The 17,711-nt window shown below is 63.2% G+C and carries 17 protein-coding genes; 7 read left to right on the top strand and 10 right to left on the bottom strand.

Features of this window, described 5'->3' with window-relative positions:
- Nucleotides 1–116 precede the first annotated feature (116 nt).
- Entirely contained in the window at nt 117–890 is a 774-nt protein-coding gene (locus tag KUV72_RS05950) for a tRNA-uridine aminocarboxypropyltransferase (RefSeq protein WP_222237804.1), read from the top strand.
- 183 nt (nt 891–1,073) lie between these two features.
- The gene (locus tag KUV72_RS05945) at nt 1,074–2,657 is read left to right on the top strand and encodes a hypothetical protein (protein ID WP_222237743.1); all 1,584 of its coding nucleotides are present in this window, start codon (nt 1,074–1,076) and stop codon (nt 2,655–2,657) included.
- A gap of 128 nt (nt 2,658–2,785) precedes the next feature.
- Here KUV72_RS05945 and KUV72_RS05940 read toward each other — a convergent pair whose 3' ends face one another.
- Both KUV72_RS05940 and KUV72_RS05935 read right to left on the bottom strand, forming a co-directional pair.
- Entirely contained in the window at nt 2,786–4,018 is a 1,233-nt protein-coding gene (locus tag KUV72_RS05940) for a TraB/GumN family protein (protein ID WP_222237742.1), read from the bottom strand.
- Between the two features lie 161 nt (nt 4,019–4,179).
- Nucleotides 4,180–4,716 (bottom strand): lactoylglutathione lyase family protein, encoded by a 537-nt coding sequence (locus tag KUV72_RS05935; protein ID WP_206941620.1) that lies wholly within the window; start codon nt 4,714–4,716, stop codon nt 4,180–4,182.
- Between the two features lie 99 nt (nt 4,717–4,815).
- On the opposite strand from KUV72_RS05935, the gene KUV72_RS05930 reads away from it, so the two are divergent.
- Nucleotides 4,816–5,721, top strand: coding sequence for a LysR family transcriptional regulator (locus tag KUV72_RS05930; RefSeq protein WP_222237741.1), 906 nt, complete (start codon nt 4,816–4,818; stop codon nt 5,719–5,721).
- Nucleotides 5,722–5,747: 26 nt separating this feature from the next.
- Here the strand turns inward: KUV72_RS05930 and KUV72_RS05925 are convergent, their stop codons facing one another.
- The 6 genes from KUV72_RS05925 to def form a co-directional block, all read right to left on the bottom strand.
- Complete coding sequence (locus tag KUV72_RS05925; protein ID WP_206941618.1) at nt 5,748–7,196, bottom strand: TrkH family potassium uptake protein; 1,449 nt, start codon at nt 7,194–7,196, stop codon at nt 5,748–5,750.
- A gap of 143 nt (nt 7,197–7,339) precedes the next feature.
- Nucleotides 7,340–8,713: a Trk system potassium transporter TrkA gene (gene trkA / locus KUV72_RS05920; RefSeq protein ID WP_206941617.1), complete on the bottom strand. Its 1,374-nt coding sequence runs from the start codon at nt 8,711–8,713 to the stop codon at nt 7,340–7,342.
- Between the two features lie 174 nt (nt 8,714–8,887).
- On the bottom strand, nt 8,888–9,094 hold the full coding sequence (locus tag KUV72_RS05915) for a dodecin (protein ID WP_206941615.1): 207 nt from the start codon (nt 9,092–9,094) through the stop codon (nt 8,888–8,890).
- A gap of 90 nt (nt 9,095–9,184) precedes the next feature.
- Complete coding sequence (gene rsmB / locus KUV72_RS05910; protein WP_222237803.1) at nt 9,185–10,489, bottom strand: 16S rRNA (cytosine(967)-C(5))-methyltransferase RsmB; 1,305 nt, start codon at nt 10,487–10,489, stop codon at nt 9,185–9,187.
- A 92-nt stretch (nt 10,490–10,581) separates the two neighbouring features.
- Nucleotides 10,582–11,559, bottom strand: a complete 978-nt coding sequence (gene fmt, locus KUV72_RS05905; RefSeq protein ID WP_222237740.1) for a methionyl-tRNA formyltransferase — start codon at nt 11,557–11,559, stop codon at nt 10,582–10,584.
- A gap of 121 nt (nt 11,560–11,680) precedes the next feature.
- Nucleotides 11,681–12,193, bottom strand: a complete 513-nt coding sequence (def, locus tag KUV72_RS05900) for a peptide deformylase (protein ID WP_206941611.1) — start codon at nt 12,191–12,193, stop codon at nt 11,681–11,683.
- 401 nt (nt 12,194–12,594) lie between these two features.
- Here def and dprA point away from each other — a divergent pair, with 401 nt between their 5' ends.
- The 4 genes from dprA (at nt 12,595) to aroE (ending at nt 16,311) form a co-directional block, all read left to right on the top strand.
- The gene (dprA, locus tag KUV72_RS05895) at nt 12,595–13,707 is read left to right on the top strand and encodes a DNA-processing protein DprA (protein WP_206941609.1); all 1,113 of its coding nucleotides are present in this window, start codon (nt 12,595–12,597) and stop codon (nt 13,705–13,707) included.
- 113 nt (nt 13,708–13,820) lie between these two features.
- The gene (locus KUV72_RS05890; protein ID WP_206941601.1) at nt 13,821–14,381 is read left to right on the top strand and encodes an L-threonylcarbamoyladenylate synthase; all 561 of its coding nucleotides are present in this window, start codon (nt 13,821–13,823) and stop codon (nt 14,379–14,381) included.
- Between the two features lie 87 nt (nt 14,382–14,468).
- Nucleotides 14,469–15,410, top strand: coding sequence for an oxygen-dependent coproporphyrinogen oxidase (gene hemF, locus KUV72_RS05885; RefSeq protein ID WP_206941596.1), 942 nt, complete (start codon nt 14,469–14,471; stop codon nt 15,408–15,410).
- A gap of 79 nt (nt 15,411–15,489) precedes the next feature.
- Nucleotides 15,490–16,311: a shikimate dehydrogenase gene (gene aroE / locus KUV72_RS05880; protein ID WP_222237739.1), complete on the top strand. Its 822-nt coding sequence runs from the start codon at nt 15,490–15,492 to the stop codon at nt 16,309–16,311.
- Between the two features lie 218 nt (nt 16,312–16,529).
- Here aroE and KUV72_RS05875 read toward each other — a convergent pair whose 3' ends face one another.
- Nucleotides 16,530–16,796 carry a hypothetical protein gene (locus KUV72_RS05875; protein WP_222237738.1) on the bottom strand — a complete coding sequence of 89 codons (267 nt, stop codon included), beginning with the start codon at nt 16,794–16,796 and terminating at the stop codon, nt 16,530–16,532.
- Nucleotides 16,797–16,822: 26 nt separating this feature from the next.
- Complete coding sequence (locus KUV72_RS05870; RefSeq protein ID WP_222237737.1) at nt 16,823–17,626, bottom strand: M48 family metallopeptidase; 804 nt, start codon at nt 17,624–17,626, stop codon at nt 16,823–16,825.
- Between the last annotated feature and the right edge of the window lie 85 nt (nt 17,627–17,711).

Here is a 17,711-nt window from a genome sequence, read left to right as displayed (position 1 = left end):
CCGTCTGGCGTGGTAGATTGGGCGCCCTTTGCCTCAGCACCCTCCTTGCCATGTGTGATTCCCGTTGTGATGCTTTCCCTGCCGCCTCGCTCGACGCCGAACGTGATGCTGCGCCCATGAGCGATGGCGCCGAGTCTGCCGCGGTCGATCCTGCCACTGGCCACCCCCGCCCACCGCGTCGGGAATTCAAGGCGCGCGGCAGCTTCGTGACCCGCTGTGAAGGCTGCAATCTGCCGGAACTCAACTGCCTCTGTCCCTATCAAGCCAAGGCCGACAGCCGGGTGCAGGTGTGGTTGATGACGCATCCGCTGGAACATCACAAGCCCACCAACACCGGACGGCTGATCGCAGACGTGCTGGCCACGACTCGCGTCTTTACCTGGTATCGCACGGCGCCAGATGACACCCTGCTGGCCCTGCTCGCTGATCCGCGCTACGCGCCCTTCGTGGTCTTTCCTGACGACCAGCCTGACTACGCGGATCGCGTGGTAGAGGTAGAGGCCGTCACCCAGGTGGAAGACGCACGCATTCCCGTACTGATTCTACTGGACGGCACCTGGCGCCAGGCACGTCGGATCTTTCGCAAGAGCCCCTACCTGGAACACCTTCCCGTGTTACCCCTTCGCACCGATCGCCTGACCCGCTATCAGCTGCGCAAGCCGGCCTCCCAGGCACACCTGTGCACGGCAGAAGTGGCAGCCGAGTTGCTGCGGCAAAGCGGTGAAGTGGCGGCGGCTCAGGTGCTCGACGACTACTTTGATGTGTTCAATGAAAGCTATGCGGCCAGTCGCCACTACACCAAGATCGAGACGCCCACCCCCTCGATGACAAGGCTGGCAGCGCTGAGGAGAGCTCAGCAGGCACCATCCTCATCAACTGAGGGGCGCTAGCACTCGGTCGTTATGTGCTGATGCGAAGTTTTAGGCAGATGAATCGCTGATCAGCTACATCATTATTCCCGCAAATCGGGCACTCATTGTCGTAAATGTCTTAGTTCGCCTGCACTTTTTCTGCGACAGGCTCTCTTTTTGACACAACTACGATAATGAGCGCGATGACGCGCGGGGAGCCCCATGCACCTACACCAGCGTTTCCTTTCCTGCCGGCCACAGCCCGAGGATCAACGGCTAGGTGGCTGGCCGTATGATGCACAGGAGGTCGACCTGTCGCTTCCTTTGCTCGAGCGTCGTCTCGACAAGGATCGTTCTCGGGTCATTCATAGCGCCAGCGTTCGTCGACTGCAGTTGCTCCCGCAGCAGGGGGGAATCCTGGCCCAGGACAGCGATCGACGGTTGCTGTCGCTGGCGCTTGAACGTCAGCAAGTGGGTCGCCGTATCGTCCACCTGATTTATCGCAAGCTCCACGGCAACCTGGCTAAGCACGAACTGGCCAGGCACGAACTGGCAGAAAAAGAGCTGACTGAGCAGGAGCCCGCCAGGCACGAACTGACAGGACTCGACACTGCGCTCGGCTGTCTGGTCGACGTTGGCTGCCTGCTTTGCGATGTCGGTCGTCCTCCCTTCGGTCAGGCGGGAGAGCTTGCCGTGTGTGGCTGGTTCGACAGCCACCTGCCGGAGTTTGGAGGAATGACGGCAGGGGGGCTGTCCGTCGACAAGAAGGAGGGGCACGCGGTGCTGGCGGAGCTATGCCGCTTTGATGCACGTGCCCAGGCCTTGCGCAGCATTGTGACCCTGGAAGGTATCAGCCTGACCCATGCGCAGAGCGCAACATTGCTAGGACGGCATGAACCATGGCCCGAGCAGGCCCTGTCTGGGCCTTTTACGGGCAACAGCTACCGTAGTGAGGCCGCTATCGAAACGGCCATGCGTGGGGCGCTGGGACTGACCCATCGAAGCCGTCACCCGGCCGCCTACCTGGTCGATGCCGCCGATGCCATCGCGCAGACCCTGGCCCGGCTCGAGGCCATCGTGGAACGAGGACTGATAGATCCCGCAGGTTTGATGACCCAACTGAAAGATACCTTTCAGCGGCGCCAAGGCCAGCGACCCACTGCGCTCAACGAGCGCTGCTTCTGCCGCCACGGGGTAGTGCGACGCTGGAGTCTTGGCGGCATGCTGGACTGGGCTCTGGCGCGCTATCAGCGGGACCGCTCTGAGGGGCCGGGCCAGTTCTTCCACTACCTGCGCCTGGCCCTGGGCAGGATCCTGGTCAACCACGGCGCCGATGCGTTCTTGCAGCGGTTGGCGGAGGTCAGAGAGGGGGCGCCCCGGGTCAATTTGCTGGCCGTGGACCCCGGGTGTCGCATCTTGATGGAGTCTCTCGAGGATCTGGCGACTCGGCTGGAATACCTTGACCCCGACAGGGAGCGCCAGGAGCTAGATGGCTTTCGGACGATATGCGGCCTGCTGGACGCTGCCCTGCCGGCATTGCGTCTGCCTGTGCAGGAGTTTCATCAGTTGCTGGATCGCCAGGAGGCGTCGTCGCCAGTACTTGGTGCATGGGCGGCTGGCTTGCCTGCAGGCGTCGTCAGAGCCTATCGCCAGGCGATCTCGGCTCCTGAAGAAGGCATGAGTGGCGCGGTGCAGGAAACCTACCATCGAGGTCGTTTGGTGCATGACTGGATCTGCAGCCGCACCGAGACATCGGCGCTGGAGGAAAACATGAGATTACGAGTGAGCGGGCGGCAGCAGAGCTGACGTTTGCCGCGGTGGGGCAGTGGAGGGGGCGGGAACGCAGGATGGTTCAGAGGAACGCTTAGCGGGTGACAGGCGCCTTCCACCCCGCCGCGTCAGCGACGGCGAGGTGGATGCGATCGATGGTCCGCTTAGCCGAACAGGCTGCCGGCGATCCGGAAACCGGCGATCCAGGTGCCCGCAGCGGACCCGAGCGTGGCGGTCAGGAAGACCAGTAGCGTGCGGGACACACGGTTCCTCCACCAGCCCTTCACCTCGGTCACATCGTGGCGCAGCGTGGAGAAATCACGCACCTTGGGCTTGCGCATGGCCAGCTCCACGCCTGCAGCGACGAAGCCTGCGCCGATGGTCGGGTTAAGCGAGGTCAGCGGCGCGGCAAAGACGGTGGCGACGACCGTGACGGGATGCGCCAGGGCGAACAGGGTGGCGATGCCCGACAGCGCACCGTTGATGATGAACCACTCTGCCACCAGCTGCCAGCCAAGCTCGGTGTTGCGCGAGAAGCCGATGGCGAAGCCCGTGAGGACCAGTGCGGTGATGATCCAGGGCACCATCTTCCACACTTTGGAGGTGGGACGCGTGGCCTCCAGCGCGGCGATTTCCTCGTCCGGAGCCTGAGAGGGAGGGCCCTCGAGGTGCTCCGCCATGCCCTTGAGGTGGCCCGCGCCTATCACCACCAGAACTCGCCGGAACTTGCCTGGCGGGCATTGCTGGGCCAGGCGCATGACCATGTAACGATCACGCTCGCTGATCAGCGGGGTGAACAGGGTTTCGGATTCAGCGGCAAACTCACTGAAGGTCGACTCCAGCACGTCACCCTGTTTGAGGCGCTCCACTTCCTCCGCCGACACTTCCTGGCGGGACAGCACGCTGCCCAGTAGCCCGGACATCAAGCTAAAACGCTGCCACCAGGGAACATTCTGGTAGATCCTTTTCAGGGTCAGGCCCACGTCGCGATCGATCAGCAACAGCGGGAGCTGGTGGCGCTGGCTGGCCTCCAGGGCGGCACGCATCTCGGCCCCCGGCTCGATGCCTGACTGTTCTGCGATACGTTGCTGGAATGCCCCGAGCGCCAGGTTCGCCGCTACCATGCCGGCCTTGCCCTGGCGAAAGATCTGGAACAGATCCTGTTCCGCCAGGGCGTCAGGGTTGGCCAGGTTGCTGTGTCTGGCATCGCAGAGTTCGATAGCCACGGCATCGAAGTCGCCTGAATCGATCAGCGAGCGAACCTCGTCGGCGCTTTCGGCGCTGACGTGGGCGGTACCGAGCAAGGTGAAGGTGGTCTCGCCAACGGTGATATCGCGGCGTGGGCCGCCTTGGGTCTCCGGCCGCTCGGCCAGTACGGTGTCGTCGATCTCGCTCATGGGCCTCGAGGCCTGAAGAATGTGAAGGATCGATTATCCATGAACCAGCAGGGCAGGCCAAACATGGCCTGCCCTGTCCGTCGGCAAATCACGCTATTGTCATGATTCGTGACGCAAGGAGGGGCTTGAGGGTGCCCATCCCAGGCCTGTCGATCACCATGTCACGCGTTGCTCTCGTCCTGATAGGCGCCAGCCGAGTAGGTCAATTCATAGCTGTGGGAGTAGATCTCGAGGATGTTGCCGAAGGGGTCTTCCATGTAGATCATCCGGTAGGGCTTTTCCCCGGGATAGTATTCACGGACCTTGGGCATGCGCTTCTTGCCGCCGGCGGCGACGATGCGTTCCGCCAGCCCTTCCACGTCCGGATCTTGCACGCAGAAATGGAAGACGCCGGTTTTCCAGTATTCGAAATTGTTCTCGGGATCTTCATGGTTGGCAAACTCGAAGAGTTCGACACCGACGCGATCCCCCGTGGATAGGTGCGCGATGCGGAAGCTGCCCCAGCCAGGCCCGAAGACATCGGTGCACATCTCGCCAATGGCAGAGTCGTCTTCCTCGATGGTGGTGGGGGCCATGATCTGGTACCAGCCCAGGACCTCGGTGTAGAACGCCACGGCCGCCTCGACGTCCGGTACCGAGATGCCGATATGGGAGAAGCTGCGTGGATAGTTGGGGCGGTCCTGATGGGATGAGCTCATGTCTCGTTGCCTCTTGCTGTGGAGTGAATGCACACAGTCTGGGCGGTGATGACTATAATGAAAATAGTGTGCCGCTTATGGTAGTGATAATAGATGCTTATGCTTAATCCGCTCTGGCTACGTTCTTTTCATGCCCTGGTCGAACAGGGAAGCTTCACCAGGGCTGCCGATCAACTGGAGCTCACCCAGGCGGCGGTCAGTCAGCATGTTCAGAAACTTGAAGCCGAGCTAGGGGCGCTGTTCATCCGACGGCCGCGGCAGCTCGAACTGACCCCGGCGGGGCACGCCCTGGTCGACTATCTGGGGGAGCGTGCGGAGGTGGATCAGCGGCTTAAGCTGCGTCTGGCCGGGGATCGCGATGATCATGGCGAGATAAGTCTGATGACGCCGGGCAGCATCGGCCTGGCGCTGTATCCCCGGCTGCTGGAGCTGCAGAAGCGCTCGCCTGGCCTGTGCATTCGACATCGCTTCGGGCCGACCCAGGACATCATCGACGCGGTGCTGGCGGCGCGGGTAGAAATGGGACTGGTCATCGAGTGTCCCGATGACCCGAGGCTGACCGTCAGCGAGTTTGCGACAGAACCGCTGGAGCTGATCGTGCCTGCCGCCGCAAAGGTAGAGCGCTGGGATGACCTGATGTCGCTGGGGTTCATCGACCATCCGGATGGCAAGGCGCTGGCGTCTCGCCTGTTGAGCCGACGCTTTCCGGGGTCCCCCGGCTATGCCCACTGGCCAATCAGCGGCTTTACCAATCAGATCGGCTTGATTCTGGCACCGGTAGCGGAGGGGCTGGGCTTTACCGTGCTGCCACGCTTCGCCCGTCAGGCGTTTGAGCAGCAGGGCTCCCTTCGGGTGGTGACGGGGCAGCCCGAGGTGGCGGATACCCTCTACCTGATACATCGGGCTGAATGGCCGCTATCGTCCAGAGCCGAGCGTGCCCTGCTGGTGATGGGGACGGCTGCCGACGCTGAAGCGGGCAGGTCGGCGGCAGGCGGACACGCTTGAGCGTCGACGCGGCCCAGGAGTCCGCACTATTTGCGCCAGAAAGCGGGTGTGAACAGTACCAGTACGGTAAAGATCTCCAGGCGTCCCATCAGCATGGCCATGACCAGGATCCATTTGGCCATCGCCGGCATATCGCCGTAGTGCAGGCTGGCTTCACCCAGCGCCGGGCCCAGGTTGTTGAGCGCGGAGCCTACGGTGGACCAGGCCGTTACCTGGTCAACGCCGGTGGCCATGACCCCGACCAGCATCAGGAAGAACAGCAGGACGTAGGCCGAGAAGAAACCCCAGACCGCCTGTGCGATGCCGTCAGGCACGCTGACCTTGCCAATCTTGACGGCGATCACGGCGTTGGGGTGAATCAAGCGCATGATCTCGCGCATTCCCTGCTTGATGATCAGGATGATGCGAATGACCTTCATGCCGCCACCGGTAGAGCCTGAGCTTGCGCCGACAAAGGCGGCGATGAACAGGAGTAGCGGCAAGGCGCCTGGCCAGGCAGAAAAGTCGGCCACCGAGAATCCGGCCGTGGTCGCGACCGAGACCACCTCAAAGATGCCGTGGCGCAGGCCGACCGTGGTCTCCTCGGTGCCGGTCAGCCACAGCACGATGACGGTGATAGCCGCCAGGCCGGTCAGGTACAGCAGCAAAAACCGTGCCTCGGAGTCTTCCCAGTAGTGGCTGATGCGGCGCTCGCGCCAGGCCAGGAAGTGCAGGCTGAAGCTGAGCGCCGAGATCAGCATGAATACCACACAGATCGCTTCGATCAAGGCGCTGTCGAAGTAGCCAATGCTGGCGTCATGGGTCGAGAAGCCACCGATGGCGACCGTGGAAAAACTATGGCCCAGTGCATCGAACCAATCCATGCCCGCCGCCATGTAGGCGAGCATGCAGGCTAGCGTCAGGGTGGCATAGATGTACCACAGTGCCTTGGCGGTCTCGGTGATCCGAGGGGTCAGCTTGGAGTCCTTGAGCGGTCCCGGAATCTCCGTGCGATACAGCGCCATGCCGCCGACGCCGAGGGTCGGCAGAATGGCGACCGCCAGGACCACGATGCCCATGCCGCCTAGCCACTGCAGCTGCTGACGATAGTAGAGGATGGCCTCCGGCAGGAAGTCGATGCCGGTAATGACCGTCGCACCCGTGGTCGTCAGCCCAGAGAAGGATTCGAAAACGGCATCGGTAAAAGACAGCGCCGTGCTTCCCGTCAGCATCAGTGGCAGGGAACCGAACAGCCCCAGTACCGTCCAGAACATGGCGGCGATCAGGAAGCCGTCACGGGTCCGCAGCTCCCGCCGAGCATGTCGATTCGGCAGAAACATCGCAGCACCGGTGAACACGGTGATGGCAATGGCGATCAGAAAGGCGTCCCAGGTGCCATCGCCGAACAGCAGCGAAATGGCGATGGGCGGCACCATGGTCAGGCTGAACATCATCAGCAGCAGCCCGAGAATACGCAGAATCATTCTCAGGCTCATGCCATCCGGCTCCTGTGCAAAGTAGCGCAAGGGGAAGATGTCAGTGAACGGGTCGTCGTCTCAAGCCCGGTCGGGAACGGACTCATGCGGCGGCTCTCCTTGTGGTAACTCGATGGTCGTCTCTCGAGGTAACGCCATGCGCATCAGAAGAACGTCAGCCCGACCTGGAACAGGCGCTCGACGTCACGAATCTTGCGTTTATCGACCACGAACAGGATGACATGGTCGCCGCTTTCCACTACCACGTCGTCATGGGCGATCAAGACCTCCTTGCCGCGCACGATGGCGCCGATGGTCGAGCCCCCGGGGAGATCGATGTCGCCGATGGCGCGTCCCACCACTCGCGATGACTGGCTGTCGCCATGGGCAATCGCCTCGATGGCCTCCGCGGCACCCCGGCGCAGCGAGTGCACGTTGACGATGTCGCCGCGGCGAACGTGGGTGAGGAGGCTGCCAATCGTGGCCTGCTGAGGCGAGATGGCGATATCGATTTCGCCACCCTGGACCAGGTCGACGTAGGCCGCGTTGTTGATCAGGGTGAGAACCTTCTTGGCCCCCATCCGCTTGGCCAGCATCGACGACATGATGTTGACCTCGTCGTCGTTGGTCAGCGCACAGAAGATATCGCAGTCTTCGATGTTCTCTTCTTCCAGCAGCCGCTTGCTGGTGGCACTGCCATGCAGCACCACGGTGCGGTCAAGGCGTTCTGACAGCTGGGTGCAGCGGTCCAGGCTGTGTTCAATCATCTTGACCTGGTGGCTGTGCTCGAGATGTTCGGCCAGGCGCTCGCCGATGTTGCCGCCACCGGCGATCACGACGCGGCGGAAATCCCGGTCGAGCCGTCGCAACTCACTCATCACGGCACGGATATCGCGGCGTGCGGCGATGAAGAAGACCTCGTCGTCGGCTTCGATGACCGTGTCGCCGCGGGGAATGATCGGGCGATTGCGGCGATAGATGGCGGCAACGCGTGTGTCGACGCTGGGCATGTGACGTCGCAGGAAGCCAAGCTCCTGGCCGACCAGCGGGCCACCGTAGAAGGCCTTGACCGCCACCAGCTGGACCAGGCCCCCGGCGAATTCCAGCACCTGCAAGGCACCAGGATGCTCGATCAGGCGCCGGATGTGATCGGTGACGACTTGCTCGGGACTGATCAGCACGTCGATAGGGACGGCCTCATGGGCAAACAGGCCCTTGCGGGCGAGGTAGGCCGTGGCGCGCACACGGGCGATCTTGGTCGGTGTGCGAAACAGGGTATGGGCCACCTGACAGGCGATCATGTTGACTTCATCGGAGTTGGTCACGGCGATCAGCATGTCGGCATCTTCACAGCCTGCCTGACGCAGCACCATGGGGTAGGAGGCCGCCCCGGAAACCGTGCGAATATCCAGCCGCGTATGCAGCTCGCGCAGACGCTCACCGTCGGTGTCTACCACCGTGATGTCGTTCTCCTCGCGGGCCAGATGCTCCGCCAGGGTGCCGCCAACCTGGCCGGCGCCGAGAATGATGATCTTCATCGTCGTGTCCGAAGAGAGGTCGAGAGCGCATGGTGCGCTGCAACATAGGGCCAGCATACCTGAGCCCTGAACAGACCAACAGGGCGGGATGTCTCCCGCCCTGTGCCGAAAGGAAACACCGAAGGCCTGTCAGTATGCAAGCCTAGGTATCTCCGGGGAGAGCTGATCGCTGGATCAGTCCAGGGTAAAGCCGACCTTCAACGTCACCTGCCAGTGGGCGACCCGGCCGTTTTCGATGTGCCCGCGTGTTTCGGTCACCTCGAACCAGCGCAGGTCATGCACCGTCTCAGACGCCTTGGTGATGGCGCGCTGGACCGCGTCTTCGATGCTTGTCTCGGACGAACCGGTCAACTCGATCTGCTTGTACACGTGTTGGCTCATACATACTCCCTGTAGCGGTAGACGTCGTGGGACCGCCCGCCCAGGCAACTACGGCCTGGTGGCGGGCAAGCAACCCTGCTGCCGTGTGGCTCAGTGGGTTGCCTTGACCAGTCTGGCATAGAAGAAACCGTCGTGACTGTCGATCTTCGGTAACAGTTGGCGTCCGGCTCCTGATGTCTGGCCCCAGGCAATGTCGGCAGGCATGTTGGCGCTGGCATCCTCAGTGCGCTCAAGAAAGGCGCGAATCTGGTCGCGATTCTCTTCCGGCAGGACCGAGCAGGTGGCGTACAACAAGGTGCCGCCGGGCTTGAGCAGCGGCCACAGGTTATCGAGCAAGGCCTGCTGCAACTCGGCCAACTGGCGGATGTCGCTGGCACGGCGCAAGCGCTTGATGTCGGGATGACGGCGGATGACTCCGCTGCCCGAGCAGGGAGCGTCAAGCAAGATGGCATCGAACAGCGTGCCATCCCACCAGTCCCGCTGGGTACCATCGCCCTGGGCCAGGGTGGCCGAGAGTCCGAGGCGAGTCAGGGTGTCTTCCACACGGGCAAGACGTGCAGCGTCGGAGTCGATGGCATGCAGATCGATGTCGAACAGCTCAAGCAGGTGAGCGGTCTTGCCGCCAGGTGCACAGCAGGCATCCAGGACTCTCGCGCCGGGGCGAGGGGCGATGACAGGGCCCAGCAGCACAGCGGCCAACTGGGCGGCTTCATCCTGAACGCTGACATGGCCCTCGGCGAAGCCTGGCAGGCTGTCCACATCGCGAGGGGCATCCAGGATCAAGCCGTCAGGCGCGTGTGAACACAGACGTGCGCTGATCCCGGCACCGTCGAGGATGTCCAGATACTGCTCTCGGTCGTTGTGGCGACGGTTGACGCGCAGAGTCATTGGGCCTGGCTGGTTATTGGCCTCACAGATATCGCGCCAGTCGTCAGGCCACGCCTGGCGCAGCGCCTTGAGCCACCAGCGCGGATGCAGCAAGGCCACTGCAGGGTCACGGTCGACTTCTGCTTCCAGTGTTGAGGATTCGCGCTGCAGACGGCGCAGGCAGCCGTTAAGAACGCGGGTTGCCCAGGCCTTGCCCTGCAGGCGAGCGGCCCCAGCGGTCTCGCCTACCGCCGCATGGGCGGGAATGCGCAGGTACAGCAGTTGGAAGATGCCGAGCAGCAGCAGCGCCTGAATGTCGGCGTCGCGAGTCTTGAAGGGCTTTTCCAGTAACTGGTCCGCCAGCGCTTCCAGTCTGGGCAGCGTCCGGCAGACACCAAAGCACATCGCCTTGAACAACGCCCTGTCGCGAGCCACGACCTGATGATCATCCAGAGAAGACAGCGAGCCCTTGCCGGTAATGACCGGAACCAGCGCCTTCGCTGCTGCAGCTCGAACACAGTCACCCATGTCTCTGCGTGCATTGGTGTGGGCACGGCTTTGCTGATCGGGCTTGCGCTGGCGAGCGTTGCGCTGGCCGTGCTGGCGTGGGCGTGAATCGCTCATTCGCTGGCCTCCGTTTGCGGCTGGCCCAGGCAGGCGCCTACGGCGAAACGCTCGGCTCGGGCACGTAGCAGCTCATTGATCGGCAGCGCCTTGCCACCGGGCAGCTGGGCATGGGTGATGCGCAGGCGCTCGCGGCCATCTTGACCACAGGCGACCAGCAGCTCTCCTTCCGCCTTGACGATGGTGCCTGGTGTAGCCGCGTCAGCGCTGTCCACGGCGTCTGCCAGATGAATGCGCAGGCGGTCATCGCCCAGGGCGCACCAGGTGACAGGCCACGGATTGAATGCCCGCACTCGCGCGGCGAGCGTTTGTGCATCCTGGCGAAAGTCCAGTTCCGCCTCGGCCTTGCTCAGCTTGGCGGCGTAGGTCACGCCGCTATCCGGCTGGGGCGTCGGCGTCAGCTCGCCTGCGGCAAGCTGATCAAGGGCATCGACAATGGCTTTGCCCCCCAGGCTGGCCAGACGGTCGTGAAGCTCGCCACCCGTCGTGGTTTTGCTGATCTCGGTGCGGCGGATCATCAGCATGTCGCCGGTATCCAGGCCTTCGTCCATCTGCATGATGGTCACACCGCTTTCGCTGTCGCCGGCTTCAATGGCTCGCTGGATCGGTGCAGCGCCGCGCCAACGTGGCAGTAGTGAGGCATGCACGTTGAGGCACCCAAGGCGGGGGGCTTCGAGCACGGGAAGCGGCAGGATCAAGCCGTAGGCCACCACCACCATGACATCTGCCTCCAAGGCTGCCAGCGCTTGCTGCTCCTCAGCATCCTTGAGCCGCTTCGGCTGGTATACCGGTATGTCATGAGACAACGCCAGTGACTTCACCGGGCTAGGTGTCAGTTTGCGACCGCGTCCTGCAGGTCGATCTGGTTGAGTGTAGACGGCAATCACCTGATGGTGACTGTCGAGTACCGCCGAGAGGCTCTCGGCAGCGAAGTCAGGCGTGCCAGCGAAGATCACGCGCAGCGCTTGGGTCATGTTCAGGGCCTTGGCCGAAGAATGCGGAGTCAATAGTAACGGAGACGCGAGCAACGACGAAGGCCGATAGCACTTGGAGTGCTATCGGCCTTGCATCTTGATGGCGATGGAGAGGTAGGGGTCAGGCGCCTTGCATTTGACGGTGGCGCTTCTGCATCTTCTTCATCACGCGGTCGCGCTTGAGCGGCGACAGGTAATCAACGAAGAGTACGCCCTCGAGATGGTCGAGTTCGTGCTGGATGCAGTGGGCCAGCAGTCCGTCGGCTTCGAGCTCGTAGGGATTGCCATCACGGTCCAGCGCCTTCAGGTGCACGCGCAGGGCGCGCGGGACTTCAGCGTAGTACTCAGGGATGGACAGGCAACCTTCCTGCATCGGCTCGCGCTCGTCGCCCAGCGGCGTGACCTCGGGATTGATCAGCACGACCGGCGTTGACTGGTCTTCGCTGACATCGATCACGATGACCCTGCGGTGCACATCCACCTGCGTGGCGGCAAGACCAATGCCAGGGGCTGCGTACATGGTTTCCAGCATGTCATCGACCAGCTGGCGGACTTCGTCATCGACGTGCTCCACGACAACCGCCTTGGTGCGCAGCCGCTCGTCTGGAAACTCGAGAATGGGGAGTCTGGCCATGCTGTGGTTCCACCGTTGTTCGTACAGTTCGTGATGCCCATTTTAGGGGGGCGCTGCAAGTTGCAGTAGCCGCTGTCGTCTATGGGCTTGATAGGCGACCACTATACCATGCTCAAAACGTCATCGCCTGATACCGCGTGGCGTTGCGGCGAAGCCCATCGTTTTGCGGCGTGGCGGGCCTTCTACACTGGCCAAACATAAGCAATGACGAAAGTAGCGCCGTTAGCGCCAGCGACGTCCACGCTGACAGCCACACCTTCGGCCATGACGGAAGTGGCGGCGTGGGCGACAACGGCAAAGCAAGAACATCAGCAAGCACATCAACAAGAACGACAGCGATAACAATAACCGGCGCGACAGCGTCACTGACTATGCGTCGATGTTTCCCAGGGAGGGTAGACATGGACTCCGACTTCGAGCGTTGGATGGTATTGCAAGCGCTTCCTCAGGTAGGACCGAAGCGTCTGGCGCGGTTACGCTCCCTGAATCCTGCCTGGCCCGAGGGCTGGTTGCCCGGCTTGCCGCCCATGGCTGCTGCGGCACTGCGACTGTGGCTGGAGCACCCACGCCGCAGCCCGCTGACGGCGCCTGTCGAAGAGGCCCTGGAATGGCAGGCCCAGGGGGCGGCACATGGGCAACAGCGTCATTTACTGCATCCGGGGCATCCACGCTGGCCGGCCTTGCTCGATCAGATTGCCGATCCCCCTGTGGTGCTCTGGGCGCTGGGGGATCTGGATGCGCTGACCCCACCGCGGCTGGCCCTGGTGGGGTCGCGGCGTCCTACCCGGGAAGGCCTGGTCAATGCACGCAGTTTCGCCATCAGCCTGGCGGAAGCGGGATGGTGCCTGGTCAGTGGTATGGCGCTGGGAATTGATGGCGCGGCTCAGGCCGCGGCTCTGGATGTGGGTGGGCGCAGCGTTGCCGTGCTGGCCGGTGGTGTCGATGTCGTCTATCCCGGCCAACATGGCTCACTGTACCGGCGCCTGCGTGATGACGGTGGCCTGTTGCTGGCCGAGTCTGCCCCTGGACGCAGGCCTCATTCCGGGGATTTTCCCCGGCGCAATCGGATTGTGACGGGGGTGTCCTGTGGCGTGCTGGTGGTCGAGGCCGCAGAGCACAGTGGCTCTCTGGTCAGTGCCCGCCTGGCCGGGGAGCAGGGGCGGGAAGTGCTGGCGGTACCTGGCTCTATCCACTCCCCACAGGCAAGAGGCTGCCTGCGACTGATTCGTGAGGGAGCCGCCCTGATACGTCACCCCGATGACCTGTTCGAGGAGCTGGCCAGTTGGGGGCCGCGTCAGGGGGCAGTGTCCTCGACTGGGAGTGAGGCGCCATCCGGCGCCGCTGCCCGCTCGCTGCTCGATCTGCTGAGTGCCAGGCCATTGCCGGTGGACGTGCTGATGGGGCTGGCGGGATGTGATGTCGCCACCTGTCAGCGCGAGTTGACCTTGCTCGAGATAGAGGGACACGCCGGCTTGGTGGCCGGTGGGTGGGTCAGGCTGGGCGGAGGTAGTTAAGGCCAAGTCTCGCCCGCTCGCGAAGCAGGGCGCAGTGCGACGCGTCCGGTGCCTCATGCTAGTATGCGGCTCCAACCCGTTTATCACGATGTGCCGATTCGGACTTCGATGCCATGAGTGACCCTGATTCCATTCTGACCTCAGCCACCGCCGTGCTTCGCCGTGGTGGTGTGATTGCCTACCCCACCGAGGCCGTGTGGGGGCTGGGATGCGATCCTGACAACGACGAGGCGCTGAAGCGTTTGCTCGCGCTCAAGCAGCGGGACCCCGCCAAGGGGGTCATCCTGGTAGCGGCAGATATTGCTCAGTTCGATGCCTGGCTGACCGCCGTATCCGCAGAACAGCGAGCCCTGTTACTGGGCACCTGGCCTGGGCCCAACACCTGGCTCGTGCCCGACAACGGGCGCACCCCGGCGCTGGTGCGCGGAAGCCATGACAAGGTGGCGCTACGGGTCAGCGATCATCCTGGGGTTCAGGCACTGTGTCGCGCCTTCGGGGGGCCGCTGGTATCGACCTCTGCCAATCGCGCTGGAGAGCCTCCGGCCATGAGCGAAGCCGATATCCATCGGATCTTCGGCGATGAACTCGACGCAGTGGTGCCCGGTGACCTGGGGGGAAATCCGCGCCCCAGTATCATTCGCGACCTGGTCAGTGGTGAGGTGCTGCGCCACTGATGATGGCGCGGCAGCCTTGTATTTGCACAAGACCGGGGTGGGGCGTGACGCGACAACGCCCATTCGACAAGCAACGACGGAGTCGATGTGACACAGCCAAATCTCGACGTGGTCAAACGCTATCTGCTGGAGCTTCAGGATCGCCTGTGCGAGGCGCTGGAGCATGCCGATGGGCAAGCGCACTTTCGTGAGGACGACTGGGTTCGCGAGGCAGGCGGCGGCGGTCGCTCGAGGGTCATCGAAGACGGTGCGCTATTCGAGAAGGGCGGCGTCAACTTTTCCCATGTGCACGGCACAACCCTGCCTCCCTCAGCCACCGCCGCCAGGCCGGAACTTGCGGGTAGGGGCTTTCAGGCCATCGGCGTATCCTGGGTGTTGCACCCGCATAACCCCCATGTGCCGACCAGCCACGGTAACGTGCGCTTCTTCATTGCCACCGCCGAGGGCGAAGCGCCGGTGTGGTGGTTCGGTGGTGGCTTCGATCTGACCCCGTTCTACCCCCAACACGAAGACGCCTGCCATTGGCACCGGGTTGCCAGAGACCTTTGCGAGCCTTTCGGTGAGGATGTCTATCCGCGCTACAAGCGCTGGTGTGACGACTACTTCTTCCTCAAGCATCGGGATGAAACGCGAGGGGTGGGCGGTCTGTTTTTCGATGACCTCAATGAAGGTGGCTTTGATCGCTGTTTTGCGTTTCAACAAGCCGTGGGAGATGGCTTTCTCGAGGCCTATCTGCCGATCGTCGAACGCCGTCGCGACACGCCCTGGGGCCAGCAACAGCGAGACTTTCAGCTGTATCGGCGCGGACGCTATGTGGAGTTCAATCTGGTATGGGATCGGGGCACGCTGTTTGGCTTGCAAAGCGGAGGTCGCACCGAGTCGATTCTGATGTCGATGCCGCCGCTGGCGCGCTGGGAATACGACTATCGACCCGCAGAGGGAAGCGCCGAGGCGGCCTTGCAGGATTACCTGCGCCCTCGTGACTGGCTGGCCGAAGAGCAAGAGCAGGCCACCAGCGCTTCCCCGTGAGCGGCTTCCGGCGCCCGCCGTGGGCAGGACGGTGCCCCCCCCGTCGCGATATTGATGCAGTGTTTGCTCAGGAGCAGAAATGACTCGCTATTGTGTGTTCGGCCACCCCATCGGTCACTCCAAATCACCGGCCATTCATGCGGCCTTTGCAGCCCAGACAGGTGAGAACATCGAATACGTGGCCATCGAGGCGCCGCGGGATGACTTTGCCGGCGCTTGGCAGGCGTTCGTGGCATCCGGGGGACAGGGGGCCAATGTCACTGTCCCCTTCAAGGAGGAAGCGTATCGACTGTGCACTCAGCTGACCGAGCAGGCCCGGCGCGCAGGAGCCGTCAACACCCTTCGTCTGCTGCCTGACGGCAATCTGGAAGGGGATACCACGGACGGTGTGGGCCTGGTCGCGGATCTGAAGCGTCAGGGCGCACGCTTGCAGGGCGCCAATATCCTGGTCCTGGGGGCTGGAGGCGCGGTACGTGGGGTATTGGCGCCGTTGCTGGCCCATGACCCTGCTGGCTTGACCGTGGCCAACCGCACCGCGGCCAAGGCGAGCGCCCTGGCGCAGGATTTTGCCGATCTTGGCACTATCCGGGGGGGCGGCTTCGACAGTGTGGCGGGACCCTTCGATCTGGTCATCAATGGCACCAGCGCAAGCCTCTCGGGAGAGCTGCCACCCCTGCCGGACGATCTCTTCGCCGAGGGCGCGCTGGCCTACGACATGATGTATGGCGCCGAGCCAACCGTGTTCATGGCGTGGGCAGCAGAGCGTGGTGCACGCAGTGTCGATGGATTGGGCATGCTGGTCGAGCAGGCCGCCGCGTCCTTCGCCCGTTGGCGAGGCGTCGTTCCGGAGACGGCGCCGGTGCTGTCGACGTTGCGACAGGCGTTATCGGCGGGTGCCTGACCACCGTGGTCATGGCCGCTATCCACAACACACAGCAGGCGCCACCAGGGCGCCTGCTGCGTGTTGGACTGGGGCGGTGTACGGGGGGGACAGGGAAAGGGTCAGGGCAGCGGGTCCGGCAACGGGGCTGGCATGGCGCCCGGCATTCGCGTCCGATATACAGCCCGGCTTTCGCGTCCGATATAGAGCCCCGGTATTGAGAGGCCAGCACTGGCGCCTTAGCGGCGTCGCCGATAGAGCCCCACCATGCAGCATCCCAGGCCGATGACCGACACCAACAGACCCCCGTTGACCAACCACGGGCTGCGGACGATCCACGGTACAAAGGGTGATGGGCTCTCGCTGCATTGACCCGTCAGATAGTTCCAATGTTCTTGGTCGATCATCTCACATTGGCGAATATCGCCCCATTCCGCGAAGTAGAACCCCAGCAGTAGCAGGATGGGCAGGACCAGCAACAGCAGTCCGAGGCGATTGAGGGTCATGACGACGGCGCTCCTTGATGAACGGCTCAGGGTGCTTTGCAGTTAGGCCTGAGGCCATTCGCCTGGGCCTGCTCGTAGCGGGCCATGGCATCACCCATGGCGGCTTCCAGACCCGCGATGCGGTTGCCATGTGCCGGGTGAGTCGACATCCATTCCGGCGGCTGGCCACCCCCTGCAGCGCTCATGTTCTGCCACAGCTGGACGCTGGCGCGTGGGTCGAACCCGGCCTGGGCCATCAGCTCGAGGCCAATGGTATCGGCCTCACTTTCGTGGCTGCGCGAGAACGGCAGCAGGATGCCGTACTGGGCGCCCATGCCCATGGCGGCCATCAGCTGATCGCTGCCGGTGACTCCCTGGGTGCCCAGCGCCGAGCTGACCACGGATAGACCCAGCTGCGTCGCGCTCTCGGTGGAGGCGCGCTCGTTGGCATGATGAGCCAGCACATGGCCAATTTCATGGCCGATCACGGTGGCCAGCTGGTCCTGGTTGGTGGCGACGTCGAGCAGGCCGGTGTTGACCCCTACATAGCCGCCCGGCAAGGCGAAGGCATTGGCGTCTTCCGACTCGAACACCTTGACCTGCCAGTTCTGGTTGCGCTGGTCATCCGGCAGCGCCTGCACCACATTGCGCGTCACGCACTGCACGTACTCCAGGGTGCTGCCGCCTACGGTAGGCAGCTGCTGCTGGTACTGGGCAAAGGCCTGAGCTCCCATCTGATTAAGCTGCTGCTCGTCCAGCAACAGCATCTGGGAGCGGCCCGTCGGTGAGGTCGCACAGGCAGCTACGGTCGCCATGATGGCGCAGGCGCCAACAGCCTTCATCCAGCGCATGGTGAGTCTCCTTGTCGTGGTACAGCGGGCATCGCTTGCCCGTGTAGAATCAGAAGCGTTTGGCCAAAGATACCCGGACTGCTGG

This window comes from Halomonas sp. DP4Y7-1, assembly GCF_019800705.1.
In the GTDB taxonomy this organism is placed as follows: Bacteria; Pseudomonadota; Gammaproteobacteria; order Pseudomonadales; family Halomonadaceae; genus Halomonas; species Halomonas litopenaei_A.
The sequence above is the reverse complement of the archived record's forward strand: the minus strand, read 5'-3'. Positions and strand labels throughout refer to the sequence as shown.

Coding starts and splice junctions, on each gene's coding strand:
- KUV72_RS05950 (WP_222237804.1), top strand. CDS start 117: ATGAGCGATGGCGCCGAGTCTGCCGCGGTCGATCCTGCCACTGGCCAC.
- KUV72_RS05945 (WP_222237743.1), top strand. CDS start 1,074: ATGCACCTACACCAGCGTTTCCTTTCCTGCCGGCCACAGCCCGAGGAT.
- KUV72_RS05940 (WP_222237742.1), bottom strand. CDS start 4,018: ATGAGCGAGATCGACGACACCGTACTGGCCGAGCGGCCGGAGACCCAA.
- KUV72_RS05935 (WP_206941620.1), bottom strand. CDS start 4,716: ATGAGCTCATCCCATCAGGACCGCCCCAACTATCCACGCAGCTTCTCC.
- KUV72_RS05930 (WP_222237741.1), top strand. CDS start 4,816: ATGCTTAATCCGCTCTGGCTACGTTCTTTTCATGCCCTGGTCGAACAG.
- KUV72_RS05925 (WP_206941618.1), bottom strand. CDS start 7,196: ATGAGCCTGAGAATGATTCTGCGTATTCTCGGGCTGCTGCTGATGATG.
- trkA (WP_206941617.1), bottom strand. CDS start 8,713: ATGAAGATCATCATTCTCGGCGCCGGCCAGGTTGGCGGCACCCTGGCG.
- KUV72_RS05915 (WP_206941615.1), bottom strand. CDS start 9,094: ATGAGCCAACACGTGTACAAGCAGATCGAGTTGACCGGTTCGTCCGAG.
- rsmB (WP_222237803.1), bottom strand. CDS start 10,489: ATGGGTGACTGTGTTCGAGCTGCAGCAGCGAAGGCGCTGGTTCCGGTC.
- fmt (WP_222237740.1), bottom strand. CDS start 11,559: ATGACCCAAGCGCTGCGCGTGATCTTCGCTGGCACGCCTGACTTCGCT.
- def (WP_206941611.1), bottom strand. CDS start 12,193: ATGGCCAGACTCCCCATTCTCGAGTTTCCAGACGAGCGGCTGCGCACC.
- dprA (WP_206941609.1), top strand. CDS start 12,595: ATGGACTCCGACTTCGAGCGTTGGATGGTATTGCAAGCGCTTCCTCAG.
- KUV72_RS05890 (WP_206941601.1), top strand. CDS start 13,821: ATGAGTGACCCTGATTCCATTCTGACCTCAGCCACCGCCGTGCTTCGC.
- aroE (WP_222237739.1), top strand. CDS start 15,490: ATGACTCGCTATTGTGTGTTCGGCCACCCCATCGGTCACTCCAAATCA.
- KUV72_RS05875 (WP_222237738.1), bottom strand. CDS start 16,796: ATGACCCTCAATCGCCTCGGACTGCTGTTGCTGGTCCTGCCCATCCTG.
- KUV72_RS05870 (WP_222237737.1), bottom strand. CDS start 17,626: ATGCGCTGGATGAAGGCTGTTGGCGCCTGCGCCATCATGGCGACCGTA.